Annotated in this window: 24 protein-coding genes; 14 read left to right on the forward strand and 10 right to left on the reverse strand. The window is 73.9% G+C overall.

Going from position 1 to position 25211, the window contains the following annotated elements; translation table 11 throughout:
• The first annotated feature begins 200 nt into the window (after positions 1-200).
• The 3 genes from ACZ407_RS02880 (at position 201) to ACZ407_RS02890 (ending at position 3194) form a co-directional block, all read left to right on the forward strand.
• Complete coding sequence (locus ACZ407_RS02880; RefSeq protein WP_468125458.1) at positions 201-878, forward strand: TetR family transcriptional regulator; 678 nt, start codon at positions 201-203, stop codon at positions 876-878.
• Positions 879-1104: 226 nt separating this feature from the next.
• Positions 1105-2244 (forward strand): alpha/beta hydrolase, encoded by a 1140-nt coding sequence (locus ACZ407_RS02885; RefSeq protein WP_468125460.1) that lies wholly within the window; start codon positions 1105-1107, stop codon positions 2242-2244.
• A gap of 74 nt (positions 2245-2318) precedes the next feature.
• A complete protein-coding gene (locus ACZ407_RS02890) occupies positions 2319-3194 on the forward strand; it encodes a DUF4429 domain-containing protein (RefSeq protein ID WP_468124974.1) in 876 nt (291 codons plus the stop codon).
• A 53-nt stretch (positions 3195-3247) separates the two neighbouring features.
• Here the strand turns inward: ACZ407_RS02890 and ACZ407_RS02895 are convergent, their stop codons facing one another.
• Together ACZ407_RS02895 and ACZ407_RS02900 are read right to left on the reverse strand one after the other, a co-directional pair.
• Positions 3248-4267, reverse strand: a complete 1020-nt coding sequence (locus ACZ407_RS02895; protein WP_468124976.1) for an aldo/keto reductase — start codon at positions 4265-4267, stop codon at positions 3248-3250.
• Entirely contained in the window at positions 4264-4641 is a 378-nt protein-coding gene (locus ACZ407_RS02900; protein WP_468124978.1) for a MerR family transcriptional regulator, read from the reverse strand. Before ACZ407_RS02900 ends, ACZ407_RS02895 begins: the two co-directional genes overlap by 4 nt.
• Positions 4642-4745: 104 nt before the next feature.
• On the opposite strand from ACZ407_RS02900, the gene ACZ407_RS02905 reads away from it, so the two are divergent.
• Together ACZ407_RS02905 and ACZ407_RS02910 are read left to right on the forward strand one after the other, a co-directional pair.
• Positions 4746-5567, forward strand: a complete 822-nt coding sequence (locus ACZ407_RS02905) for a serine hydrolase domain-containing protein (protein ID WP_468124979.1) — start codon at positions 4746-4748, stop codon at positions 5565-5567.
• 121 nt (positions 5568-5688) lie between these two features.
• Complete coding sequence (locus ACZ407_RS02910) at positions 5689-7974, forward strand: peptidoglycan recognition protein family protein (RefSeq protein ID WP_468124980.1); 2286 nt, start codon at positions 5689-5691, stop codon at positions 7972-7974.
• A 9-nt stretch (positions 7975-7983) separates the two neighbouring features.
• On the opposite strand, the gene ACZ407_RS02915 is transcribed toward ACZ407_RS02910, so the two are convergent.
• Entirely contained in the window at positions 7984-8655 is a 672-nt protein-coding gene (locus ACZ407_RS02915; RefSeq protein ID WP_468124981.1) for a pirin family protein, read from the reverse strand.
• 58 nt (positions 8656-8713) lie between these two features.
• Between ACZ407_RS02915 and ACZ407_RS02920 the strand changes: the two genes are divergently transcribed.
• The 5 genes from ACZ407_RS02920 to fabF all read left to right on the forward strand — a co-directional run bounded on the left by ACZ407_RS02920 (position 8714) and on the right by fabF (position 13623).
• Positions 8714-9931: a PucR family transcriptional regulator gene (locus ACZ407_RS02920; RefSeq protein ID WP_468124982.1), complete on the forward strand. Its 1218-nt coding sequence runs from the start codon at positions 8714-8716 to the stop codon at positions 9929-9931.
• An 89-nt stretch (positions 9932-10020) separates the two neighbouring features.
• Positions 10021-10941 (forward strand): ACP S-malonyltransferase, encoded by a 921-nt coding sequence (locus tag ACZ407_RS02925; RefSeq protein WP_468124983.1) that lies wholly within the window; start codon positions 10021-10023, stop codon positions 10939-10941.
• A gap of 18 nt (positions 10942-10959) precedes the next feature.
• A complete protein-coding gene (locus ACZ407_RS02930; RefSeq protein WP_468124985.1) occupies positions 10960-11961 on the forward strand; it encodes a beta-ketoacyl-ACP synthase 3 in 1002 nt (333 codons plus the stop codon).
• A 72-nt stretch (positions 11962-12033) separates the two neighbouring features.
• A complete protein-coding gene (locus tag ACZ407_RS02935) occupies positions 12034-12282 on the forward strand; it encodes an acyl carrier protein (protein WP_468124986.1) in 249 nt (82 codons plus the stop codon).
• Between the two features lie 78 nt (positions 12283-12360).
• The gene (gene fabF / locus ACZ407_RS02940; RefSeq protein ID WP_468124988.1) at positions 12361-13623 is read left to right on the forward strand and encodes a beta-ketoacyl-ACP synthase II; all 1263 of its coding nucleotides are present in this window, start codon (positions 12361-12363) and stop codon (positions 13621-13623) included.
• Positions 13624-13720: 97 nt separating this feature from the next.
• Here the strand turns inward: fabF and ACZ407_RS02945 are convergent, their stop codons facing one another.
• Entirely contained in the window at positions 13721-14215 is a 495-nt protein-coding gene (locus ACZ407_RS02945) for a DUF3145 domain-containing protein (protein WP_468124989.1), read from the reverse strand.
• A gap of 324 nt (positions 14216-14539) precedes the next feature.
• On the opposite strand from ACZ407_RS02945, the gene ACZ407_RS02950 reads away from it, so the two are divergent.
• Positions 14540-15460 carry an SGNH/GDSL hydrolase family protein gene (locus tag ACZ407_RS02950; protein WP_468124991.1) on the forward strand — a complete coding sequence of 307 codons (921 nt, stop codon included), beginning with the start codon at positions 14540-14542 and terminating at the stop codon, positions 15458-15460.
• 82 nt (positions 15461-15542) lie between these two features.
• Here ACZ407_RS02950 and ACZ407_RS02955 read toward each other — a convergent pair whose 3' ends face one another.
• Positions 15543-17930 carry a beta-glucosidase gene (locus ACZ407_RS02955; RefSeq protein WP_468125462.1) on the reverse strand — a complete coding sequence of 796 codons (2388 nt, stop codon included), beginning with the start codon at positions 17928-17930 and terminating at the stop codon, positions 15543-15545.
• A 315-nt stretch (positions 17931-18245) separates the two neighbouring features.
• Between ACZ407_RS02955 and ACZ407_RS02960 the strand changes: the two genes are divergently transcribed.
• On the forward strand, positions 18246-18875 hold the full coding sequence (locus tag ACZ407_RS02960) for a TetR/AcrR family transcriptional regulator (protein WP_468124992.1): 630 nt from the start codon (positions 18246-18248) through the stop codon (positions 18873-18875).
• Positions 18872-19579 (forward strand): carbon-nitrogen hydrolase family protein, encoded by a 708-nt coding sequence (locus tag ACZ407_RS02965; RefSeq protein ID WP_468124993.1) that lies wholly within the window; start codon positions 18872-18874, stop codon positions 19577-19579. The genes ACZ407_RS02960 and ACZ407_RS02965 overlap by 4 nt, the downstream gene beginning before the upstream one ends.
• A 631-nt stretch (positions 19580-20210) precedes the next feature.
• On the opposite strand, the gene ACZ407_RS02970 is transcribed toward ACZ407_RS02965, so the two are convergent.
• The 3 genes from ACZ407_RS02970 to ACZ407_RS02980 form a co-directional block, all read right to left on the reverse strand.
• Positions 20211-21035, reverse strand: coding sequence for an EI24 domain-containing protein (locus ACZ407_RS02970; protein ID WP_468124994.1), 825 nt, complete (start codon positions 21033-21035; stop codon positions 20211-20213).
• A gap of 73 nt (positions 21036-21108) precedes the next feature.
• Positions 21109-21534 (reverse strand): organic hydroperoxide resistance protein, encoded by a 426-nt coding sequence (locus ACZ407_RS02975; RefSeq protein ID WP_468124995.1) that lies wholly within the window; start codon positions 21532-21534, stop codon positions 21109-21111.
• 66 nt (positions 21535-21600) lie between these two features.
• Entirely contained in the window at positions 21601-22620 is a 1020-nt protein-coding gene (locus ACZ407_RS02980) for an NADP-dependent oxidoreductase (protein ID WP_468124997.1), read from the reverse strand.
• 110 nt (positions 22621-22730) lie between these two features.
• Here ACZ407_RS02980 and ACZ407_RS02985 point away from each other — a divergent pair, with 110 nt between their 5' ends.
• On the forward strand, positions 22731-23165 hold the full coding sequence (locus ACZ407_RS02985; protein WP_468124999.1) for a MarR family winged helix-turn-helix transcriptional regulator: 435 nt from the start codon (positions 22731-22733) through the stop codon (positions 23163-23165).
• A gap of 27 nt (positions 23166-23192) precedes the next feature.
• Here ACZ407_RS02985 and ACZ407_RS02990 read toward each other — a convergent pair whose 3' ends face one another.
• Both ACZ407_RS02990 and ACZ407_RS02995 read right to left on the reverse strand, forming a co-directional pair.
• On the reverse strand, positions 23193-24134 hold the full coding sequence (locus ACZ407_RS02990; protein ID WP_468125000.1) for an SCO2400 family protein: 942 nt from the start codon (positions 24132-24134) through the stop codon (positions 23193-23195).
• 172 nt (positions 24135-24306) lie between these two features.
• Complete coding sequence (locus ACZ407_RS02995) at positions 24307-25017, reverse strand: alpha/beta fold hydrolase (RefSeq protein ID WP_468125001.1); 711 nt, start codon at positions 25015-25017, stop codon at positions 24307-24309.
• Positions 25018-25211: the final 194 nt, after the last annotated feature.

Consider the following 25211-nt stretch of genomic DNA (forward strand, 5'->3'; position numbering starts at 1 on the left):
GACGGGCCTGCCCGGCCCGCGGACCGGGCGCGCGGTTGACGCCGGGGAACCATCGGGGCCGCCCGGGCGTGGGCGCCGGGTGCGGGCCGGTGCGGGCCGGTGCGGGCACCCGAACCGGCCCCGCCGAGGCGAGGGCGCCCGGGCCGGGCGCCGGTAAGGTGAGCCAGCCCACCGGGCGGAGGGAGGACGGCACAGTGGTGATGACCCAGGAGCAGGCCGGGGCGGTCCCGGCGCCGCCGGCCGGACTGCGCGAGCGCAAGAAGCGGCGCACCCGGGACGCCCTGCTGCGCGCCGCGCTGGTGCTGTTCACGACCCAGGGCTACGAACGGACGACCGTCGACGAGATCACCGAGGCGGTGGAGGTCTCGCAGCGCACCTTCTTCCGGTACTTCGCGAACAAGGAGGAGGCCGCCTTCGCCGTGCAGGACGTGGTGCAGTCGCACTTCCTGGCGGCGCTGCGGGCCCGGCCGGCCGCGGAGGGCCCGTTCACGGCGCTGCGCGGCGCGGTGCTCGCCGCCTGGGACACCGTGGAGGAGGCCATCGCGGACGTGGTCCCGGTGGACCTGTACATGCGGACCTACCTGCTCATCGAGTCGACCCCGGCGCTGCTGGCGGTGCACCTGCGCCGCTCGGCCGAGGTGGACGAGGAGATCGCCCGGATCATCGCGGAGCGCGAGGGCCTGGACGTGGACGCGGACCCCCGGCCCCGGGTCGCGGCCGCCGCCTTCTCGGCCGTCGTGCGGGTCACCGGGCGGCTGTGGGGGCGGGGCGAGGACCCCAGCGTGGCCGCGATCCGCCGGATCATCGGGGACCACCTCGACCACCTCTCCCCCGCCCTGGCCGCCGACTGGCGGGCACCGGCCGGAAGCGGAGCGTGAGGGCGTTCCCGTCGGATCGTCCGGAATCGGCGGAGAACCGCTCGATCGGGCGGTGACCCTGATCACCCGGTGTGCCGTTCGCCCACGCGGTCTTTTAGGCTGGCCGCCAGTGAACTCCTCCGGCCCGGCACGTGCCGCGGCGCCCGCCGACCCCGGGCACCACGCGCCGCTCTCCTCCTCCGCCCCCGCCTGGCGCGCCCTGCTCGCGCTCGTGGTGGTGTTCGTCATGCTCGCCACCACCGGCTGGACGGCGCTGCACCGGCCCGACCACGGCGGCGCCCCGCTGGCGGCCGCCTTCGCGCTGTGGGACCGCGGCCGCATCGACGGCCGCCCGCTGCCCCCTTCCGATGCCCCGGCCCCGGTCATCGCCCGCTTCTTCGGGCTGCTCGACCCGGGCCAGCGGGCCCGGCTGGCCGAGCGGCACCCGCTGGCCGTGGGCAATCTGGACGGGGTGCCGGCCGCGGTGCGCTACCGGGCCAACCGGCTGGCGCTGGGGCGGGCCCGGACGGCCGCGCTGCGCCGGGCGGCCGACTACCGGCTGGCCCCCGCGGACCGTGACCAGGCCCGGCGGCTCTCCCACCGGTTCGCCTCCCTGGAGGAGGACGGCCGGCAGATCCTGGTCTTCGACCCCACCGGCAGCGGCCGGGTCGCCGAGGTGTTCGGCGACCTCGACCAGGCCCGCCGGGTCTCGGTGATCGTGCCGGGCGTGGACACCAACCTGCTGACGTTCGAGCGGACCGCGCGCCGCTACACCGCGCCCGTCGGCATGGCGGACTCCCTGTACCGGGCCGAGCACGCGGCCGCGCCGGGGGTCCGTACGGCGGTCATCGCCTGGGCCGGGTACACCGCGCCCGAGGGGGTCGGCATGGACGCGGCCACCGGGCGGCTCGCCGCGGAGGGCGCGCGGCGGCTGACCTCGCTGGTGGACTCGCTGCCCGGGCGCTCCTCGGTGGCGCTGTTCTGCCACAGCTACGGCTCGGTGGTGTGCGGGGTCGCGGCGCGCGGCCTGCCCGCCCGGGTCACCGACGTGGGCGTGGCGGGGAGTCCCGGCATGCGGGCCGGGAGCGCCGCCGGCCTGGGGACGGACGCCAGGATCTGGGCGATGCGCGATCCCGGGGACTGGATCGCGGACGTTCCGTACCTGGAGGTCGGCGGGGTGGGCCACGGGGCCGACCCGGTCTCCTCCGGTTTCGGGGCCCGGCGGCTCTCCGCGGGGGGCGCCGAGGGGCACACCGGTTACTTTGAGCCAGGCACGGTGGCGGTGGACAACTTCGCCCGAATCGGAACCGGTTCGTTCGGTTCCGTGGTCTGCGCCGAGAGCGATGCCGACTGCCGCCGTGGAATTTCCGGCACGGAAGGGTACTGACACGCGTACATGCGGGAAAATCGCCCCCGGCAGTGAGGGGGACGCCGGTGGGGAGGCCGCTTACGATGAGCCGCATGGGTGAAGTGCTGGCCGGAAATCATGCCGTGTGGGAGTTCCACTCGGATTCGGTGCTCATCCGCTTCGAACGGGGGATCCGCACACCACGCTTGTGGTCTGCGCTGGGTCAACGACGCATTCCGTACGACGCGTTGGCCGCCGTGACGCTGACCCCGGGGAAGCGGGACACCGTGGTGCTGCACGCCGTGCCGCGCCCGGGCGCCGATCCGCTGATGGAGGCCGCCGCGGGACAGCTGCGCGAGAGCTCCGATCCGTACCGCCTCGTGCTGCCCGCCGAGCGGACCGCGGCGGCCGCGGGGCTCGCGGACGAGCTGCGCTCGGCGATGGCCGCGGACCGCGAGGAGCCGGCCGGGCGCTTCCTGGTCCCGGCGCCGGAGGCCCCGCTCCAGTTCAAGGGCTACGACGCGAAGGCCGTCTTCGACGGCTCGGCGGTCACGTTCCGCTGGTCCCGCACCGGCGCCTCCAGCACGAAGTGGAAGGCGGGGGACCAGCACTTCGGGCTGGACGGGATCTGCGGGGTGGAGTGGCGCACCCCGGAGGAGCCGGGCGGGTACCTGAGGCTGGTGCGCCGCGAGGGATCCGGGGCGGGCGGTGCGGCCGCGGGGGCCGTACCGGCCGACCAGGACCCGTCGGCGGTCCTCTTCGGCCTCGGCTACGGAGCGGTGTACGAGTCGCTGCCGTTCGCGGCGGCCGTGCTGCGGGCGGTGCGCGGACGGGCTCCGGCGCTGCCGGTGGCCGCGGTCCGGCCGGCCCGCCGGGACCCGGCCGACATCGCCGAGCGGATCCGCCACCTCGGCGAGCTGCACGGCGCCGGTCTGCTCACCGACGCCGAGTTCAGCTCGAAGAAGGCGGAGCTGCTCGCGGAGCTGTGACCGGCGGGGCGGACACCCCCGCCCCGCCGCCGGGCCCTCGGGCCCCCGGCCGGTCACGCCTCGCGGGCCGCCGAGGTGTAGTTCATGTCCGGGTACCGGTCGCCGGCCACGGCGCCGGCGATCGGCTCCAGCCGCTCCAGCTCCGCCGCGCTGAGGGTGAGCGCGGCCGCCGCGAGGTTCTCGGCGAGCCGGCTGCTCTTGCGGGTGCCGGGGATCGGGACCACGGTGAGGCCGGGGTGCACCTGCGCCCGCTGGTGCACCCAGGCCAGGGCCACCTGCGCCGGGGTGGCCCCGTGCGCCTCGGCGATCTCCCGTACGGGCTCCAGCAGCGCGGCGTTGGCCTTGGCGTTGTCGCCGGTGAACCGCGGCTGGAACCGGCGGAAGTCCCCGTCGGACAGCTCCTTGCCGGCGTCCGCGAAGGCCCCGGTCAGGAACCCGCGGCCGAGCGGGGAGTACGGCACGAAGGCCACGCCCAGCTCGGCGGCCGCGCCCGCCACGCTGATCTCCACGTCCCGGCTGAAGAGCGACCATTCGGACTGCACGGCCGCGATGGGGTGCACGGAGTGCGCCTCGCGCAGCTCGGCGCCGGTGACCTCGCTCAGGCCGAGGTGGCGGACCTTGCCCTCGGCGACCAGCTCGGCCATCGCGCCGACCGACTCGGCCAGCGGCACCTGCGGATCGCGGCGGTGCATGTAGTAGAGGTCGATGGTGTCGGTGCCGAGGCGGCGCAGGCTGTCCTCGGCGGCCTGCCGGATGTACCCGCGGTCGTTGCGTATGCCCCGGTAGTGCGGGTCGTCGGTGCGCTCGATGCCGAACTTGGTGGCGAGCACGACCTCCTCGCGGTGTGCGGCGAGGAAGGGGGCGAGGAACTCCTCGTTGGCCCCGCGCCCGTAGATGTCGGCGGTGTCGAAGAGGGTGACCCCCGCGGCCAGCGCCGCGTCGAGGGTCTCGCGGGCGGCCGCCTCGTCGGTGTCCCCGTAGAAGTCGCTGATGCCCATGCAGCCCAGGCCCTGGACGCCCACCAGCGGGCCGCCCGCGCCGAGCTGCACCTGTGCGATCTTGCCGTTCGTCAAGGCTGAGCCTTTCCGGTGTATAAACCGATCTTGTAGTCGAGTATGGAAAGCGTTCCGGTGAGCTCGTCGATGCGCGCCGCCACCTCGCGGCGGGTGCGCTCCAGCAGTTCCCGCCGCTCGTCGAAGGTGTGGTCCCCCTCGCGGACGAGCTCCGCGTACCGGACCATGTCGGCCACCGGCATCCCGGTGCTGCGCAGCTTGCCGACGAAGTCCAGCCAGGCCAGGTCCGCTTCGCTGAACCTGCGCTGCCCGGAGTGCGACCGGTCCACGTGGTGCAGCAGCCCGATCCGCTCGTACCAGCGCAGCGTGTGCTGGGTCAGACCGGTCCGTGCCGCGACCTCGCTGATCGTGTACCGGGTCTCCGTCAGGTTCATGACCCCCACGCTAGAACGTTCGAGTGCACTCCAGGCAAGCAGCGGCCGGACGATCCCGGAGATCGGCTCCGGATCCCGCCGGGCCGAACAAGTAGGCTCGGGGCATGGAAAGCCTGCGGATGATCGAGAACTGGCCGGTACCCACCGCTGCGGCGGCCGTCGTGCGCGCCGACGGCACCCTCGCCGGGAGCCACGGCCCGGTGGACCACCGCTTCCCGCTGGCCTCCGTCACCAAGCCGCTCGCCGCCTACGCCGCGCTGGTGGCGTACGAGGAGGGTGCGATCGAGCTCGACGAGCCGGCGGGGCCCGAGGGGGCGACCGTACGGCACCTGCTGGCGCACACCAGCGGACTGGCCTTCGACGAGCACCGGGTGATGGCCCCGCCCGGGGAGCGCCGCCTGTACTCGAACGCCGGTTTCGAGGTGCTCGGGGACCACATCGCGAAGGCGACCGACATCCCGTTCGCCGAGTACCTGCACCAGGCGGTGCTGGAGCCGCTCGGCATGGCCTCGACCTCGCTGGAGGGCTCCCCCGCGAAGGACGGCGTCTCGACGGTCTCGGACCTGGTGCGCTTCGCGGCCGAGCTCCAGGCCCCGCGGCTGCTGGACGCCCGCACGGTCGCCGAGGCCACGGCGGTGGTGCACCCGGGGCTCAAGGGCGTGTTGCCCGGGTACGGGCACCAGGTGCCCAACGACTGGGGGCTGGGCTTCGAGATCCGCGACGGGAAGTCCCCGCACTGGACCGGCCGGAACTCCTCGCCGCGCACCTTCGGGCACTTCGGCCAGTCCGGCACGTTCCTGTGGGTGGACCCGCAGGCGCGGGCGGCGTGCGTGGCGCTGACGGACCGTCCGTTCGGCCCGTGGGCGGTCGAGGTCTGGCCGGAGTTCACCGATGCGGTGCTCTCCGGGCTCACACTGGGCCGTTGAGACGTAGATCACACCACACATGCTGATGATCTGTCTGGTTCCGGCGGTTCCTCCCGGTTGCCCGACGGAAATCGATCGGTAGATTCCGTTTCTCATTCCCCTGGGATCACGGAGACCACCGGTGCGCACGCGCAGAATCTGGGTGACGGCCGCGACCGTCGCCACCGGCATCGTCGGCGTACTCACCCTCCAGGGTGTGACCGGCACGGATGCCTTCGACGGCGACGACGGCAAGGCCCCGGGCATCGCCTCCGGTCCCGTGGTCTCGAAGGTCCGCACGGCGGGCCTGGCCGTGTCCGGCAACGAGGCCGTCTTCAAGGACGAGGACACCAAGGCCTTCAGCATGCTCGCGGTGTCCTGGGACGACCCCGGGCGCAGGGTGGACGGCCGGATCCAGGTCCGCACCCACTCCACCCGGTCCGGCAGCTGGTCCCGGTGGCTCGACCTGGGCTCCGAGGGCGAGTCCTTCAACGACGGCGCCGCCCGCCCCGGTCTGCGCGGGGTCTCCGAGCCCGCCTGGGCCGGCCCCTCGGACGGGGTCGAGGTCCGGGTGACCGGCAAGGGCGCGAAGCTGCCCGCCGGACTGCGCGTGGACATGGTGGACCCGGGCGCCTCCCGCGTGCTGCGGGCCGAGCCCGCCGCCTTCGCCGTGGACGCGGCCGAGGCCGAGGGCACCGAGACGGAGGGGCCGACGCAGACCCCGGAGGCCTCGACCGGCCCGTCGGCCACCGAGTCGGCCGCGCCCACCCCGGAGGCCACCGGCACCGGCGCCCCGGCCACCTCCGAAGCGCCCACGACGGAGCCCACCACCGCGCCCACCGAGAGCGCCTCCCCCGCGGTCTCCGCCTCGGCTTCGGCCGTGCCGAGCCCGAGCGTGTCCTCGCCGCCCACCGCGCCGGTCTCCACCGTGCCGCAGCCGGCGTACGTCACGCGCGCCCAGTGGGGCGCCGACGAGACGATGAACGACGAGGCCCCGACCTACGGCAAGGAGGTCAAGGCCGTCTTCGTGCACCACACCGCGCAGACGAACACCTACACCTGCGCCGACTCGGCGGCGATCGTCCGCGGCATCCACACGCTGCACGTGAAGACGAACGGCTGGAAGGACGTCGGCTACAACTTCCTCGTCGACAAGTGCGGCACGGTCTTCGAGGGCCGCAAGGGCGGGCTCGACCTGCCCGTCATCGGCGCCCACACCATGGGCTGGAACACCGACACCGCCGGCATCGCGGTCATCGGCAGCTACACCGACGTGGACGCCGAGGCCGTGGCGAAGACCGCCGTGGCCCGCATCGCCGCCTGGAAGCTCGGCCAGTACCGCTACGACCCGCAGAGCACGGTCCAGATGACCGCTGCGATCAACAACGGCAAGTTCACCGCCGGCCAGACCGCGACCTTCCAGCGGATCTCCGGCCACCGCGACGGCTACGCCACCGAGTGCCCGGGCACCACCCTCTACGGCCAGCTGCCCCTGATCCGCTCCTGGGCGAGCGGCCCGGTCGCCGGACTCGCGGTCAAGAGCGTGACCGGCGCCTCCCTCTCCGGCGGGACGTACTGGACCAAGGGACGGATCACCGTCGGCTGGGGCGCCACCACCCCCGCTCCGCTGATCACCAGGTACGAGCTGCTGGTCGACGGCACGTCCGTGGCCACCGCCTCCGGGACGGCCACCTCGGCCGCCGCGTCCCTGGCCCTCGGCAGCCACCGGGTCCAGGTCCGCGCCACCCACCAGTCCGGCAGGACCGCCACCTCCGCCGCGGTCACCGTGGTCGCCGAGACCACCGCGCCCACCTTCACCGCCAAGCCCTCGCTGGCCCTGCGCGCCGGGACCGTGAACACCACCGCCGTCCCCGTCACCCTCGCGTGGAAGGCCGCCGACACCGGCGCGCTGAAGGACGTACGGCTGACCGCGCCGCTGGCGGCGACCTACGCGGCGAGCACCCTGAGCTCCCCCCAGAGCGCCAAGTCCGGGGTGGCCACCAGCTGGAACCTGACGGCCTACGACTTCGCCGGGAACACCGCCGCGGCCTCGGTCGCCGGCACCCCGGTCATCCTCCAGGAGACGGCGGCCGCGAAGACCGGCACGTGGAGCAGCCGCTCCTCGACCAGCTACCTCGGCGGCACCTCGCTCTCCAGCGCCACCCCCGGCTCCAGCCTCACCTGGACCTTCACCGGCCGCTCGGTGGCCTGGGTGGTCTCCCGGGCCGGCACCTCCGGCCAGGCGTACGTCTACCTGGACGGGGTCAAGGTGGCGACCGTGGACCTGAAGTCGGCGACCACCAAGTACCGGGACGCGCTCTTCACCAAGACGTGGACCACCAGTGCCACGCACAAGCTGAAGATCGCCGTCGTGGGCACCGCGGGCCGCCCGACCATCACCACGGACGGCATCGTCTACCTCAAGTAGCCGCGGGACTCAGCCGAGTTCCCACAGGAGCAGCTCCCCCGGGGTCCGGGCCAGGACCTCCAGTCCCTCGGCGCCCGTGATCCGCGCCGAGTCCCCCGGGGCGAGCCGCTCCGGCGCGCCGTCCGGGCCCCCGGCGAGCTCCAGCTCCCCCGCGACCACGTGGAGGTACACCCGCGGCGCCGCCGGCACCGCGATCCGCTCCCCCGCCCCGGGCCGCCGCACGTGCAGGACGGCGCGGGCGCGGGGCACCTCGTACGGGGTGCCGTCGGGGAGCCCGCGCACCACCTCGTGGCCGGGTTCGCCCCCCGGCTCCACCGGAGCCAGCCACATCTGCACGAACCGCAGCGGCAGCCCGCCGTCGTTGCGCTCCACGTGCCGCACCCCGGACGCGGAGCTGAGCCGCTGCACGTCGCCGGGGCGCAGCACGGTGGCGTGCCCGGCCGAGTCCCGGTGGGTGAGTTCGCCCTCGGTGACCCAGGTGACGATCTCGGTGTGGCTGTGCGGGTGCTCGTCGAAGCCGGCGCCGGGCGCGAGGCTCTCCTCGTTGCACGCCATGAGCGCGCCGAAGCGCAGGTTGTCCGGGTCGTAGAAGCCCCCGAAGGAGAAGGCGTGCCGGGTGGAGATCCCGGCCTCCCGGTCCCCGCCCTGGTACCGGTCAGCGCCGCGCCGTACATCAATCATGGGGGCCACCGTAGCCCCGGCACTCCGACCGGGCGGCCGGATAAGGCAGTCTTGTCCCGTGCCCCACGCAGATCCTGAGCCCTCTCCGGCGTCCCCCGCGGCCCCGGCGCGCCCTGCCCATCCCCACGCCGCAACCCTGCGCCGGCTGGAGAAGTCCTCCGGCCGTCTCGCCGCGAACGCGATCGCCCGCATGGACGAGATGCTGCCGTGGTACCGGGCGATGCCACCGGAGAACCGGTCGTGGATCGGCCTGGTCGCCCAGGCCGGCATCGCCGCGTTCACGGAGTGGTTCCGGCACCCCGAGACCCCGCAGGCGATCTCGACCGACGTGTTCGGGACGGCTCCGCGGGAGCTGACCCGGGCGATCACCCTGCGCCAGACCGTCGAGATGGTGCGCACCACCATCGAGGTCATGGAGGCGGCGATCGAGGAGGTCGCCGCTCCGGGCGACGAGTCCACCCTGCGCGAGGCCCTGCTCGTCTACGCCCGGGAGATCGCCTTCGCGACCGCCCAGGTGTACGCGCAGGCCGCGGAGGCCCGCGGCGCCTGGGACGCCCGGCTGGAGTCCCTGGTCGTGAACGCGGTGCTGTCCGGGGAGGCCGACGAGGGTGCGCTCTCGCGGGCCGCGGCCCTGGGCTGGAACTCCCCCGAGCACGTGTGCGTGGTCCTGGGCACGGCCCCGGACGGGGACAGCGAGCTGACGGTCGAGGCGATCCGCCGGGCCGCCCGGCACGCGAAGCTCCAGGTGCTCACGGGAGTGCTCGGGGACCGGCTGGTGGTGATCGCGGGCGGCAGCGACCACCCGCTCCAGGTGGCGAAGTCGCTGATCGGGCCGTTCGCGAACGGTCCCGTGGTGGCCGGCCCGGTGGTCTCCGACCTGCTGGCGGCCACCCGCTCCGCGCAGGCCGCCGCGGCCGGTCTGAAGGCCTGCTCCGCCTGGCAGGACGCCCCGCGGCCGGTGCTGGCGGACGATCTCCTGCCGGAGCGCGCGATCGCGGGCGACCCCTCGGCGCGCGAGCAGCTGGTGGAGGAGATCTACAGACCGCTTGAGGAGGCGGGCTCGGCCCTGCTGGAGACGCTGAGCGTCTACCTGGAGCAGGCGAGCAGCCTCGAAGGCGCAGCTCGGATGCTGTTCGTACACCCGAACACGGTGCGCTACCGGCTTCGACGTGTGACAGACGTCACCGGATGGTCACCCTCTGATGTCCGCTCGGCGTTCACGCTGAGGATCGCCCTGATCCTCGGGCGTCTGGCCGACGGGGATCTCCAGTCCTAGACTTTTGTCGGACATCAACAATTCCCCCGACGGTTCTTGGTCCCTGTCCCCACGGGCGGCGCGGACCATCCACAAGAGAGAGTGTGAGGGTGCTCGTACTCGTCGCTCCCGGCCAAGGCGCTCAGACGCCCGGCTTCCTGACCCCCTGGCTCGACCTCCCCGGTGTGGCTGACCGCCTCGCCGCCTGGTCCGACGCCATCGGTCTCGACCTCGTCCACTACGGCACCAAGGCCGACGCGGACGAGATCCGCGACACCGCGGTGGCGCAGCCGCTGCTGGTCGCGGCCGGCCTCCTGTCGGCGTCCTCGCTGGACGTCCCGGCCTCCTTCGGTGCGGTCGCGGGCCACAGCGTCGGCGAGATCACCGCGGCCGCCTACGCGGGCGTCCTCGACGAGGTCTCCGCGCTGACGCTGGTCCGCACCCGCGGTCTGGCGATGGCCGAGGCCGCCGCCGTCACCGACACCGGGATGGCCGCCCTGCTCGGCGGCGACCCCGAGGTGACCGTCCCGCACCTGGAGAAGCTGGGCCTGACCCCGGCGAACATCAACGGCGCGGGCCAGATCGTGGCCGCGGGCACCGCCGAGCAGATCGCCGCCCTCGCGGAGGACAAGCCCGAGGGCGTCCGCAAGGTCGTCGCCCTCAAGGTCGCGGGCGCCTTCCACACGCACCACATGGCCCCGGCGGTCGCCACGCTGGACGAGGCCGCGAAGGCCCTGTCCCCGGCGGACCCGGTCCTGGCGTACGTGTCCAACAAGGACGGCCGTACCGTCTCCTCGGGCGCCGAGGTCGTCGCCCGGCTGGTGGGCCAGGTGGCCAACCCGGTCCGCTGGGACCTGTGCATGGAGACCTTCAAGGAGCTGGGCGTCACCGCCCTCGTCGAGGCGTGCCCCGGCGGCACCCTGACGGGTCTGGCCAAGCGCGCCCTGCCGGGCGTCGCCACGCTGGCGATCAAGACCCCGGACGACCTGGAGAAGGCCGCCGCGCTCATCGCCGAGCACGCGGCCGTCTGAGCGAAGGAGCCCCACCGCATGTCGAAGATCAAGCCTGCTCAAGGGTCTCCGTACGCCCGCATCCTCGGGGTCGGCGGCTACCGCCCGACCCGGGTGGTGCCGAACGAGGTCATCCTGGAGACGATCGACTCGTCCGACGAGTGGATCCGCTCCCGTTCCGGGATCGCCACCCGGCACTGGGCCTCCCCGCAGGAGACCGTCGCGGCGATGTCCGTCGAGGCGGCCGGCAAGGCCCTCGCGGACGCCGGCATCGCGCCGGAGCAGATCGGCGCCGTGATCGTCTCCACCGTCTCGCACTTCAAGCAGACCCCGGCGGTCGCGACCGAGATCGCCGACCGGGTCGGCGCGGTCAAGCCCGCGGCGTTCGACATCTCCGCCGGCTGCGCGGGCTTCGGCTACGGGCTGACCCTGGCCAAGGGGCTCGTCGTCGAGGGTTCCGCGAAGTACGTCCTCGTCATCGGCGTGGAGCGGCTGTCCGACCTGACCGACCTGGAGGACCGCGCGACGGCCTTCCTGTTCGGCGACGGCGCGGGCGCCGTGATCGTCGGCCCGTCCGACGAGCCGGCCATCGGCCCCACGGTGTGGGGTTCGGAGGGCGACAAGTCCGAGACGATCAAGCAGACCGTGCCCTGGGACGAGTACCGTTCCGGCACCGTCGAGAAGTTCCCCGCCATCACGCAGGAGGGCCAGGCGGTGTTCCGCTGGGCCGTCTTCGAGATGGCGAAGGTGGCCCAGCAGGCGCTGGACGCGGCCGGCATCACGGCCGACGACCTGGACGTCTTCATCCCGCACCAGGCCAACATGCGGATCATCGATTCGATGGTGAAGACTCTCAAGCTGCCGGAGCACGTCACGGTCGCCCGTGACGTGGAGACCACCGGCAACACCTCGGCCGCCTCGATTCCGCTCGCGATGGAGCGGCTCCTGGCGACGGGGCAGGCGAAGAGCGGCGACACCGCGCTCGTCATCGGTTTCGGGGCAGGTCTCGTCTACGCCGCCACGGTGGTTACCCTCCCCTAGGCGCTCCGGTTTCACCTGGACGCCGCGCAGTACCACGTTTCACCTTTCAGACAGCTATCGAAGGAGCGCCACATGGCCGCCACCCTGGAAGAGATCGTCGCCGGTCTCGCCGACATCGTGAACGAGATCGCGGGCATCCCGGTCGAGGACGTCGAGCTCGAGAAGTCCTTCACCGACGACCTGGACGTCGACTCGCTCTCCATGGTCGAGGTCGTCGTCGCCGCCGAAGAGCGCTTCGACGTGAAGATCCCGGACGAGGACGTCAAGAACCTGCGTACCGTCGGCGACGCGGCGAACTACATCCTGAACCACCAGGCCTGAGCCTGACGAGCGTTTGTCGCCACCCGGCGGTGGCGCCGTGACAATTCAGCACCCCTCAAACGTGGAGAAAGAATTCCTGTGAGCCCGACCAATCGCACCGTGGTCGTCACCGGTATCGGCGCAACCACTCCGCTGGGTGGCGACAGCGCATCGACCTGGGAAGGCCTGCTCGCGGGCCGTTCCGGGGTCCGGCCCCTGGAGGGCGAGCGCTTCGCCGACCTCCCGGTCCGCATCGCCGCACAGGCCGCCGTCGACCCCGGCGACGTCCTGCCCCGCCCGCTGGCCCGCAAGCTGGACCGCTCGGCGCAGTTCGCGCTGATCGCGGCCAAGGAGGCCTGGGCGGACGCCGGCTACACCGCTCCCGCGGGCGAGGACGCGTCCGTGGAACCGGAGCGCCTGGGCACCGTGATCGCCTCCGGCATCGGCGGCGTGACCACCCTGCTCGACCAGTACGACGTACTGAAGGAAAAGGGTGTGCGCCGGGTCTCCCCGCACACCGTCCCCATGCTCATGCCGAACAGCCCGTCGGCGAACGTCGGCCTGGAGGTCAACGCCCGCGCCGGTGTGCACACTCCGGTCAGCGCCTGCGCCTCCGGCGCCGAGGCCATCGGCTACGCCGTGGAGATGATCCGCACCGGCCGTGCCGACGTGGTCGTCGCGGGCGGCACCGAGGCGGCGATCCACCCGCTGCCGATCGCGGCCTTCGCCAACATGATGGCGATGTCCAAGAACAACGACGAGCCCACCAAGGCCTCCCGCCCGTACGACAAGAACCGCGACGGGTTCGTCCTCGGCGAGGGTGCCGGCGTGATCGTCCTGGAGTCCGCGGAGCACGCCGCCAAGCGCGGTGCCCGCGTCTACTGCGAGGTGCTGGGCCAGGGCCTGTCGGCCGACAGCCACCACATCGCGCAGCCCGAGCCCACCGGCCGCGGTGTCGCCGCCGCCGTGCAGAACCTGCTGGACAACACGGGTCTGAAGCCGTCCGAGGTGGTCCACCTCAACGCGCACGCGACCTCGACCCCGCAGGGCGACAGCGCCGAGATCATGGCCCTGCGCAAGGTGCTCGGCGAGGACCTCGACCACGTGGCGGTCTCCGCGACCAAGTCGATGACGGGCCACCTGCTCGGCGGCGCCGGCGGTATCGAGAGCGTGGCGACCGTGCTCGCGCTGTACCACCGGCTGGCCCCGCCGACCATCAACGTGGACGAGCTCGACGAGGGCATCGACGCGGACATCGTCACGGGCGAGCCGCGCAAGCTGCCCGAGGGCACGATCGCCGCGATCAACAACTCGTTCGGCTTCGGCGGCCACAACGTCACGCTGGCGTTCCGCTCGGTCTGACCGAGCCGCACACGTCGAGGGGCCCCGCCCGGCTGCTGCCGGGCGGGGCCCCTCGCACGTCCGGGGTCCGCTGCCGGGACGCCGGGCGGTACGGCGCTCAGACGACCTGGTGGAGCCAGCGCACCGGGGCGCCCTCGCCCGCGTACCGGAACGGCTCCAGCTCGTCGTCCCAGGGCTTGCCCAGCAGCCGGGCGATCTCCGCCTCCAGGGCGGTCCCGTCCTCGGCGGCCCGGGCGAGGGCGGCGCGCAGCCGGTCCTCCGGGACCAGGATGTCCCCGTGCAGGCCGGTGACGGCGTGGAAGATGCCGAGTTCGGGGGTGGAGCTGTAGCGCTCGCCCTCGGCGGTGGGGCAGGGCTCCGCCGTCACTTCGAAGCGCAGCATGTGCCAGCCGCGCAGGGCCGAGGCGAGCTTGGAGGCCGTGCCGGCCTCGGCCTGCCAGGAGAACTCGGCCCGCCAGGTGCCGGGCGAGGCGGGCTGTCTGATCCAGTCGAGATTCACGCGCACTCCGAGCACGCCCGCCACTGCCCACTCCACATGCGGACAGAGCGCGCGCGGTGCGGAATGCACGTACAGAACTCCACGTGTCGTCACCGGGACCTCCAGTGTGGGACGAGGTTCGCCTTCCCCAGCGGCCTCGTGCCGGTGCCGCTCCCGAGGTCACCCATAGTAAACAACATCGGGAGTGAATCTCCTGAAAACGGACAGTATGTGACGTGATGTAATTTACCGGAACCGATCTGACATTGCGCCACCGGTGAGCGGACGGGCTGCTGCGGCACCCTCCACGGGGAAAAGCTACCGTGCGCCGGGGGTCCAGGTGTGACGTACGGTCGGTCCGAGGACAGGGAAACCACGAGCTTTCACTCAGCAGGACGCCGCGCCCGGGCGACCCGCGGCGAGGGAGGGGACCACCGGATGCGGAAGACCACGCGGAGCAGCCGTCCGCGCACTGCGCTGGCGGCCGCGGCGGCACTGGCAGTTGCCCTGGTCGGGGCGGGTACCGGCTGCTCAGCGGGGTCCGCGGGGGATCGCGCCGAGCGGGCCGGCGGGTCCGGGGCCCGGCCCCCCGCCAAGCCCGCCCCGGCGTGGAACCGGAATCCGTCCTCCATCGCCGCTGTGGGTGACTCCATCACCCGTGGATTCGACGCCTGTTCGGTTCTCGCGGACTGTCCCGAGGCCTCCTGGGCCACCGGGAACGACCCGGCGGTGCGCAGTCTCGCCAGCCGGTTGCTGGGCGATGCCGGGGCCGCCGACCGCAGCTGGAACTTCGCGCGCACCGGGGCCCGCATGGCGGACCTCCCGGCGCAGCTGGACGCGGCCGCGGCCCGGCGGCCCGAGCTGGTCACGGTGATGGCGGGGGCGAACGACGCCTGCCGGACCTCGGCGGCCTCGATGACCCCGGTCGAGGAGTTCCGCTCGGACTTCGCCAAGGGCCTCGGGCGGCTGCGCAAGGCGCTGCCGAAGACGCAGGTGTACGTGTCCAGCGTGCCGGACCTGATGCGGCTGTGGGAGACCGGCCGGGACAGTCCGCTGGGGCGGCAGATCTGGAAGCTGGGCATCTGCCCGTCGATGCTGGCCGACCCGGAGGCGGTGGACGCGGCGGCGGCCAGGCGGCGGGCGGCGGTGCAGGCGCGGGTGGTCGCGTACAACGGGGTGCTGCGGGAGGTCTGTGCAAAGGATCCGCTGTGCCGGTACGACGGGGGTGCGGTCTTCCGCTACCCGTTCACGGCGTCCCAGCTGAGCCGGTGGGACTGGTTCCATCCGGGCAAGGACGGGCAGGCGCGGCTGGCGGAGCTGGCGCACCGTCAGGTGACGGCGGCCGGGCCGCCGCACTGACGGGGAGCGCGGGAGGGGTGCGCGGAGCCGGGGGCGGGTGTCAGGGCCCGCCCCCGGTCCGGTCCGGGAGGGTCTGCGGCGCTCAGACCTCGACGGTGGCGGTGAGCCGGAGGTCGGCGACCGAGCGGCCGGCCTGCACCCCGTACCGGCCCGGGGTCCGCACCCAGCCGCCCGCCGCCTCGTCCCAGATCTCGAAGGCCCGCGCGGGCAGGGCGATCTCCGCCTCGGCGCTCTCGCCCGGGCCCGCCTCGACCACGGCGAAGCCGGCGAGCACCCGGGCGGGGCGCTCGGGCCGGCCGGCGGGGGCCGTCGGCGGCGCCAGGTAGACCTGGACCACCTCGCGGCCGGGGCGGGTGCCGGTGTTGCGGACGCGGACCCGGACGGTGGCGGGCGCGGCCTCCAGGGACTCGTACGACCAGTCGGTGTAGCCGAGTCCGTGGCCGAACGGGTACGCGGGGACCACCCCCGCCTTCTCGTAGGCGCGGTAGCCGATGAAGAGGCCCTCGCGGTAGACGAGCCGGCCGTCCTGCGGGGTGACGTCGGTGACCGGGGCGTCGGCGAGGGCCGCGGGCCAGGTGGTGGGCAGCCGTCCGCCGGGTTCGGCGGCGCCGGTGAGGACCTCGGCGAGGGCGGCCCCGCCCTCCTGGCCGGGGAACCAGGTGAGGAGGACCGCGGCCACCTCGTCCCGCCAGGGCATCTCCACCGGGGAGCCGGCGTTGACGACCACGACGGTGCGGGGGTTGGCGGCGGCGACCGCGCGCACCAGGTCGTCCTGGCGGCCGGGCAGGGCCAGGTCCTTGCGGTCGAACCCCTCGGATTCGACGCGTTCGGTGGTCGCGACGACGACCACTGCGGTGTCGGCCCCTCGGGCGGCCGCCGCGGCCTCGGCGATGAGGGCGTCGGGGTCGCGGCGCGGGCCGAGGTGGAGCAGCGAGAACATGACCGCCTTGAGGGGGACGGCGGACAGGTCGGGGACGGTGCAGCGGAGCGAGACCTGCACCGGCTCGCCCTCGGTGAGGAGGATGCGGCCGCGCTCGGTGGGCGCCCCGAAGAAGGCCTCGAAGGGGTCGGCCTCGTCGCCCGTCTCCTGGACCCCCTCCCACAGGAGGGTCCCGCCGACGGTGAGGGCGAAGGCGCCCAGGCCCCGGGTGCCGAAGGCGTGTGCGCCGCTCTCGCCGGGCACGAAGGTGCCGGTGACCTCGATCTCGGCCATGGTGTCGTACGCGACTCCGGCGGGCAGGTCCTCGCCGATCCACTGGACCTGTCCGGAGGGCAGGCTGCCCTCGCCGAGCACGGCGCCCGAGGCGTCCCGGCAGACGGCGCGGAGGGTGAACCCCCGGCCGGCGGGGACGAGTTCGTCGGAGGGGTCGGCGCCGGTGGCGTAGGTCAGCGAGGCGCCGGGCAGCGCGGCGAGGGCCTCGGTGAGCCCTTCGAGGGGGGAGACGACCCGCTCGGGGAAGACGGTGGCGGAGCCGCCGCCGAGCACCCGGGCCTCGCGGGCGGCGGCCCCGGAGAGCGCGATGCGGCCGGGGGCGAGCGGGAGCACGCCGTTCTCGTTGCGTACGAGGACGCAGCCGCGGCGGGCGATCTCCCGGGCCAGGGCCGGTCCGTCGACGGGGGCGGGCGGCACCGGGACGGCGGGCGGGGCGCCGTCGAGGGCGCCCACCCGGGCGGCGAGGCGCAGGACGTTGCGCACGGCCCCGTCGAGCGCGGTCTCGGGGACGGCGCCGGAGCGGACCGCCTCGGCGAGGGCGGGGCCGTAGACGGTCTGCGGGCCGGGCATGGCCACGTCGAGGCCGCCGAGGATGCCGGCGGCGGTGGCCCGGGCGGCCATCCAGTCGGAGACGTTGACCCCGTCGAACCCCCACTCGCCGCGCAGGACTTCGCGTACGAGGCGGCGGTGTTCGGTCATGGTGGTGCCGTTGACCTGGTTGTAGGCGGTCATGATCCCCCAGGGGCGGGCGCCGGCGACGATCGCCTCGAAGGGGGCGAGGTACAGCTCGCGCAGCGGCCCCTCGGCGATCTCGTTGTCGACGGTGAAGCGGTCGGTCTCGGAGTCGTTGCCCACGAAGTGCTTGACGGTGGTGCCGACTCCGCCCTCCTGGACCCCGCGCACGTAGCCGGTGCCGATCGCGCCGGTGAGGTGCGGGTCCTCGGAGTAGCACTCGAAGTGGCGGCCGCCCAGCGGGGAGCGGTGCAGGTTGACGGTGGGGGCCAGCAGGACGTGGACCCCCTTGCGGCGGGCCTCCTGGGCGAGGAGGCGGCCGGCCCGGCGGGCCAGTTCCGGGTCCCAGGTGGCGGCGAGAGCGGTGGGCGAGGGCAGGGCGACCGAGGGGTCGTCGGCGGTCCAGCGGACGCCGCGGACCCCGATCGGGCCGTCGGACATGACCAGGGACTCCAGGCCGATCTCGGGGAGTGCGGGCAGGGTCCACATGTCCTGGCCGGACAGCAGCCGGGCCTTGGTGTCCAGGTCGAGGGCGCCGAGGGCCGCCTCGACGGCCTCTTCGCGGGCCCGGTCCTGCTGCGTGAGCCGGTCGGAGTGGGCGGCGCGGCCGTGGTCGGAGTGGTCGTGGTCGGAGTGGTCGTGGTCGGAGTGGTCGGAGTGGGGATGGGTCGTCGCGCCTGCCACGGCCGGCCTCCTGGGGTGGGTGGGGTGCGGGTGGGCCCATGGTGGCGCGGTCGCCTGTAAGGCGGTAGGTGTTGTTATCTTTTCGTGATCTGTTCCCCATGGCGTACGGTCCTCCTGACGGACGGACGACCGTGTGCGGGAAGGGGTACGGGGCCGATGGCCAGGGCCAGGAGCGAGGAGCGGCGCGGGGAGATCCTGCGCGCGGCGCTGGAGGTCATCGCCGAGCGCGGCTACCGGGGCGCCTCGCTGGGCGCGGTCGCCGAGCGGGTCGGGCTGACCCAGCAGGGGGTCCTGCACCACTTCCCCTCCAAGGAGGCGCTGCTCGTCGCGGTGCTGGAGGAGCGCGACCGCTGGGACACCGGCGGCGGCTCGCGGCACACGGCGCAGAGTTGGCGGCTGGACCTGCTGGCCTCGCTGGTGGAGTACAACGCGATGCGCCCGGGGATCGTGCAGACCTTCTCGGCGCTGCTCGGGGAGAGCGTCACGGACGGGCATCCGGCGCGGGAGTTCTTCACCGCGCGCTACGCGCAGGTGCGCTCCGAGATGGCCGCGGTCCTGCGGGCGGAGTTCGGCTCCCGGCTGCCCTCCGGGCTGTCCCCGGAGGACGCGGCCCCGCTGCTGGTGGCGGTGCTGGACGGGCTCCAGTACCAGTGGCTGCTGGCCCCGGACGCGGTGGACATGCCGGCGGCCTTCCGCGCCTTCGTCACCCTGCTGCACGGGAGTGCGGCCGAGGACCCGTCCGGGGGCGGACCCGGGCACGAGAGTGGGAACGGAGCGCGCGCATGAGAGTCGCCGCAGCCCAGCTGACCTGCGTACCGGCCGATGTGGAGGCGAACGCGGCCGAGTTGGTGCGCCTGGCCGGGGCGGCCCGGGAGCAGGGGGCCGAGCTGGTGGTGTTCCCCGAACTCGCCCTGACCGGCTACGAGCTCGGGGCGCTGCGCGCCGATCCCGGGCTGTGGGTGCACCCGGAGGACCCGCGGCTGGACCCGTTGCGGTCGTGCGGGATCGCCGTGGTCGTCAACTGCGCGGCCCCGACGGGCGGTCCGCTGCCCGCCCTGACGTCGTTCGTGTACGCGGCGGACGGGAGCCTGCTGACGACGTACGACAAGCAGTGCCTGTACCAGCAGGAGCAGGGCCTGTTCGAGCCTGGCAGCCGCGACGGCCGCTTCGAGCTCGGCGGGGTCCGCTTCGCCCTGGCGACCTGCTACGACAACCACTTCCCGGAGCTGACGGGCCGCGGGGCGGAGGACGGCTGCACGGTGCACCTGGCCTCCTCGCTCTACGGCACGGGCGAGGGGGTGCGCGAGCGGGCCTCGGTCCATCCGGCGATCGCGGCGGCCACGGGCATGGCCGTGCTCCTGGCCAACCACGTGGGGCCGGCGGGGCCGTGGACGGGGTGCGGGGGCGCGGCCGTCTGGGGCCCGGACGGATGCCTCCTCGCGGAGGCGGACGACCGGACGCCGATGGTCACGACGGCAGCCCTCCCCTGACCGACCCCGCCCCCGCGGGGCCCGTACCCCGCGGGGCGGGTCGGAGCCCCGAGACGACGGCGGGCAGCTGCCCACGGCCGGGCCGACCTCCAGCCCCTCCGCAGCGCAACTCCAGCCCCTCCGGCGCTTGAGGAGCGGGGTTCGGGGCAGAGCCCCGAGACGACGGCCCGCCGACGCCCACGGCCGGGCCGACCCCAGCCCCTCCCGCGCTTGAGCAGCGGGGTCTGGGGCAAGGCCCAAGGCAACCCGGCTGGCGCCGGGCACCGGGCTCTGCCCGGACCCGCGCCTCAAACGCCGGCGGGGCTGGATCTTGCCCCGCCGCGCTGGCTCGTTGAGCGGATTGCACGCCGAGCGGCGAGCAACACCCAGCCCCTCCGGCGCTTGAGGAGCGGGGTTCGGGGCAGAGCCCCGAGACGACGGCCCGCGGACACCCACGGCCGGGCCGACCCCAGCCCCTCCCGCGCTTGAGCAGCGGGGTCTGGGGCAAGGCCCAAGACAACCCGGCTGCCGCCGGGCACCGGGCTCCGCCCGGACCCGCGCCTCAAACGCCGGCGGGGCTGGAGTTCGCCCCCGCGCTTCACGCACCGGCGGGCGGGAATGTGCCGGGCCGCGTCGGATCGCCCGCCTGATCTCAGGCGTCGGCCGGGTCGGGGGTGGAGTCCGGGTCGGCGGGGGGCGCCGGGTCGGGGGTGGAGTTCGGGGCGGCGGGGGTGGGGTCCGGGGCGGGGAGGAGGTCGCGGGTCATGAGGGTGGCGCCGGCCACCGCGCCGGGCATCAGGAAGACCGCGACCAGCGGGACCAGGAAGGCCAGGACGAGCGGGACGCCGAAGCCGATGGCCAGCCCCCGCCGCCCCCGCAGCAGCCGCAGCCGCTCGGGCAGCTCGACCCGCCGCCGCTGGAGGGCCACCGCAGTGAGCTCCTCGGTCAGGAAGAAGCCGGAGACGCAGAAGCCGAGGGCCGGGACGACCGTCTGCCCGACCACCGGGAGGAACCCGAGCGCGAACAGCAGGATGCTGTAGCAGGCCACCCGCAGCACGATCCTGAGGCTGTCCCGCGCCGAGATCCACAGCTCCCGCCACAGCGGCAGCCCGGATTCCGGGACCTCGCCGCCCTCGGCCCGGTCCACCTGCTCGGACAGGGACTCGTAGAACGGCTGGCCGACCAGCAGGGTCACGGCGGTGAAAGTGATCACCGACAGGAACAGGCCGAGGCCGATGACCAGCCCGGTCAGCGCCCCCCGGAACAGGCCCCGCCAGGGCGAGGCCCAGTCGTCCGCGAATGGCGTGGCCCAGGCCGTGAAGTCGTCGGCGCCGAAGCCGAGCCCCACCAGGGCGCCGGCGTAGAGCACGAGCGCCACGAGACCCGGGAGCAGCCCGAAGCCGAACCACCGGCCGTGTCCGGCCACCCATCGCTGTCCGGCAAGCAGGTACCGGAAACCCCCCACGAGATCACGCATCGGGCCAGCTTACGGCGCAGGCCGCACCCCCGAACGCGGGGTGCGGCCTGGCCGACGTGCTGCCGAGGACGCGTCAGGCGACGGCGAGCTCGACGGTGATGTTGCCGCGGGTGGCCTTGGAGTACGGGCACACCTGGTGGGCCTTCTCCACCAGGTCCTTGGCGCGCTCCTGGTCCACGGTCGGGATGGCGGCGACGATCTTGACGATGATGCCGAAGCCCTCGTCGTTCTTGCCGATGCCGACCTCGGCGGTGACGGTGGCACCGGTGATGTCGGCGTTCTCGTTGCGGGCGACGACGCCGAGGGCGCCCTGGAAGCAGGCGCTGTAGCCGGCGGCGAACAGCTGCTCCGGGTTGGTGCCGGCGCCGCTGCCGCCCATGGCCTTCGGCGGGTTCACGACCACGTCGAGCTGGCCGTCGTCGCTGGCCACACGGCCGTCGCGGCCGTTCTCGGCGGTGGCCACGGCGGTGTAGAGCACGTCGGTCTGCTGGATGGACATCTTGGAAGGATCCTCCTGGTTGACGCCGCGACTCGCGCCCACGATCGCGACGGCTTGGAGGTGAGCCTAGCGGGTGAAAGAAACGATCATCTTTCCGGTGTTCTCCCCGCGGAGCATCCCGAGGAAGGCGTCGGCCCCGTTCTCGATGCCGTGGACCACCGTCTCGTCGGCCTTCAGCTCCCCGGAGCGCAGCCAGCCGGCCACGTCCTGCACGAACTGCTGCTGGAGCCCGGCGTGGTCCCCGACGAGGATGCCCTGGAGGCGCAGGCGCTTGCCGATGACCGCGACGAGGTTGCGCGGGCCGGGGGCCGGCTCGGTGTCGTTGTACTGCGCGATGGCCCCGCACAGGGTGGCGCGGCCGTGTACCTTCAGCGCGCCGATGGCCGCCTCCAGGTGGTCGCCGCCGACATTGTCGAAGTACACGTCGATGCCCTCGGGGGCGGCGCCGTGGAGCTGCTCGGCCACCGGGCCGTTCTTGTAGTTGAAGGCGGCGTCGAAGCCGTACTTCTCGGTGAGGAGGTTGACCTTGTCGTCGGAGCCGGCCGAGCCGATCACCCGGGAGGCGCCCTTGATCTTCGCGAACTGGCCCACGAGGCTGCCGACGGCACCCGCGGCGCCGGAGACGAACACCGCGTCGCCCTCCTTGAAGGAGGCGGTCTCGAAGAGGCCGGCGTACGCCGTCAGGCCGGGCATGCCCAGCACCCCGAGGTAAGCGGAGAGCGGGGCGAGCGAGGCGTCCACCTTGGTGGCGTGCGCGGCGTTCACGTCCGCGTACTCGCGCCAGCCCAGGCCGTGCAGGACGTGGTCGCCCACCTCGAAGCCCTCGGCCGCGGAGGCCACGACCTCGCCGACCGCCCCGCCGTCCATCGGCTTGTCCAGCTCGAAGGGCGGGATGTACGACTTCGCGTCGTTCATGCGGCCGCGCATGTACGGGTCGACCGACATGTGCAGGTTGCGGACCAGGATCCGGCCGGGAGCGGGAGCGGTGACGGGGACCTCGCGCAGGGCGAAGTCCGAGGCGGTCGGCCAGCCCTGCGGACGGGCGACGAGGTGCCACTCGCGGCTGACGGCGGGGAAGTCGGTCATGGGTGCTCCCGGTAAAGATGCGCTGCGGACGCCCCCGGATTACTTCAGGGACTGAAACAACCATGCTCCTGGATATTTCATGTTGTCAAGTAAATGAGTAGGCTGGTGCCATGCCCCGTCGCACAGACCCCCTGACCCTTGAGGTCGTCGAGCTCATCGGCGCCGTCGTGGCCCGCTACCACGAGGAGTACGAGGAGGCGGCGGCCAGCCACCAGCTGACCGGCGCCCAGGCCCGCGTCCTGGCCCTGCTGTCCTACGATCCGCTGCCGATGCGCCGGATCGCCCAGAAGCTCAAGTGCGAGCCCTCGAACATCACCGGGATCGTGGACCGGCTGGAGAGCCGCGGCCTGGTGGAACGCCGGCCCGACCCGGCCGACCGCCGGGTGAAACTGGCCGCCGCCACCGAGGAGGGCGTACAGACCGCCGGCCGGCTCCGCGACGCGCTGGACTTCGCCCGCGAGCCCCTGGCCGGGCTCAGCACGGAGGAGCGCACCGTCCTGCGCGACCTGCTCCAGCGGATGCTGGGCAGCCCGCCGCAGGGCTGACCCGAGCGCCTGGCCCTCGCACCGGGCTCAGACGCACCACCACAGGAACCACTCGCAGTCCTGCGTGGGTTCCGCGGTCGGCTGGACCGGGGACGGGGAGCCGGCGGGGGCAGTGCTCGCGGTGCCTCCGGGCGAAGGCTTGCCGCGCGTCTTCGAGGGCTTCGGGCGGGCCGACTCCCGCGGGCCCTCGCCGGCCGAGGGGGACTCCTGGGGTCCGGAGCCGTCCGGCTCCTCCGTCGCGCCCGGCCCGGTCCCGTCCGGGGCTCCGCCGTCCCCGGTCTGCTCCGCCTGCGGCCCGGCGGTCCCGTCGGCCGGGGCGGTGCCGGGTTCGGCGGCGGCGCTCCCGGCGGGGCCGGGGGCCGACGCGGCCGCCGTCCCGGGGCCCGCGGGCAGCGAGGCGGGGACGCCGGGGGTCTCGGGCGCCGCGGGCTGCCGGGTGCCGAGATCCTGCTGCACGACGGTGGCGGCGCGGTCGGAGCCGCCGGCGCCGTCGGTGAGGGCCGCCACCGCCAGCGAGCCGCCGGCCGCGAAGAGCAGCCCGAGCGCGACGGTGAGACCGGCCCGGCGGCGCTTGCGGCCCGCGGCGGCCCGGCGGCGCCCGGCCTCCCGGCCGGGGCCCGCGTACTCCGCGAAGGCGGCGGGACCGCCGAGCTCGACCGCGGGCAGCTCCGCCCCGACGCCGGGGGACTCGTGTGCGGCGGCCTCGTACGCACCGGGCTCGTACGGAGCGGCCTCGTACGCAGCGGGCTCGTATGCGCCGGGCCGGTATGCGCCGGCACCGTACGCATGCGACCCGTACCCGTCGGCGCCGTACCCCGCAGCGGCGGGCGGCCCGGACGCCGCGGCGGGCGGCGCGGGGGCAGCGGCGGGCGGCGCAGGGGCGGCGGTCAGGTGCTCGGCGGGGGTTCCGCAGCCGGCGCACGCCAGTGCGCCGTTGAGGTGCCGCCGGCAGGCGTGGCAGTAGTCCATGGCGCCCGCAGGCTATGCGACCCCCGGCCGCGTCGGCGCTGCCGTCCTGTAAGGATCCTGTGTGCTTTTCGGCCCGGCGGGACGGCGGGCACCGCAGCGCCACCCGGCCGCCACCGGGCGTGACGGCGGCCGCCCGGCACCCCCTCCGGCGTGCCCGGACGGCTGCGCTGCGTCACGTGCCGAGGAAGGCGCGGACCCCGGCGGAGACCCCGTCGTGGCCCAGGAAATCGTTGTGCTCGAGGCAGCCCGCGTACGTGTTCGACGCGCCGGACAGGGGCACGCTGGAGTCCGGGTTGATCACCTCGTCGCAGTCCGACCAGAAGGTCGCGTACGCCACGGCCCCGGGGGTCTCGTCCCCCTCCGCGAGCTTCTTCTGCACGTAGGAGCCGGGGCTCATGTCCCGGCAGGCCTGGTCCCAGATGACGCAGCCCCAGCTGATGTACGTGCCGTGGTTGGGGCCGGCCAGGGAGACCCAGTGGCCGACCTTCCGCTCGCCGCCGCCGAACTTGACGTACCAGCGGCTGACGAGCGAGCCGAAGGAGTGCGCGACCACGTCCACCTGCGCGGCGCCGGTCTGGGCGCGCACCTGGTCGACGTACGCGGCGAAGCGTCCGGAGAGCACCTCGTTGACCGACTGGTGGGTGTCGTAACCCCACGAGAAGAGCCGGGAGTCGGGGTAGCCGTCGGCCCGGAGGTCGGCGCGCAGGCCGCCCCAGACCCCGGGGTCGGCGTTGTAACCGTGCACGAACACCACCGGATTGCGCTGTTCTGCCTGGTGGGAGGCGGTGCCCGCCACCCGTTCGGCGGCCTGGGCGGTCAGTGGTGCGCCGAGCAGCGCGAGGAGCGCGAGCAGGGCGACGACTCTCTGGCGGACCGTCAGCACGGCCTCCCCCTTACCTCGTTACGCGCGGGTAGTAGCGGCATGGTGCGGGCTGACACGCCAGAAGACCACCCCCGTGCAGCACCCCTCGACACACTCGGCGCACCGGCACCACCCCCCGACCGGCCCAGCCCAACGCGCATGATGTCCGATATGCCCGAAAAGATGCGAAATGTGACCAGCAGTCGCCGGTCTTG

The sequence above is a fragment of the Streptomyces sp. NPDC030809 genome, from assembly GCF_055572195.1.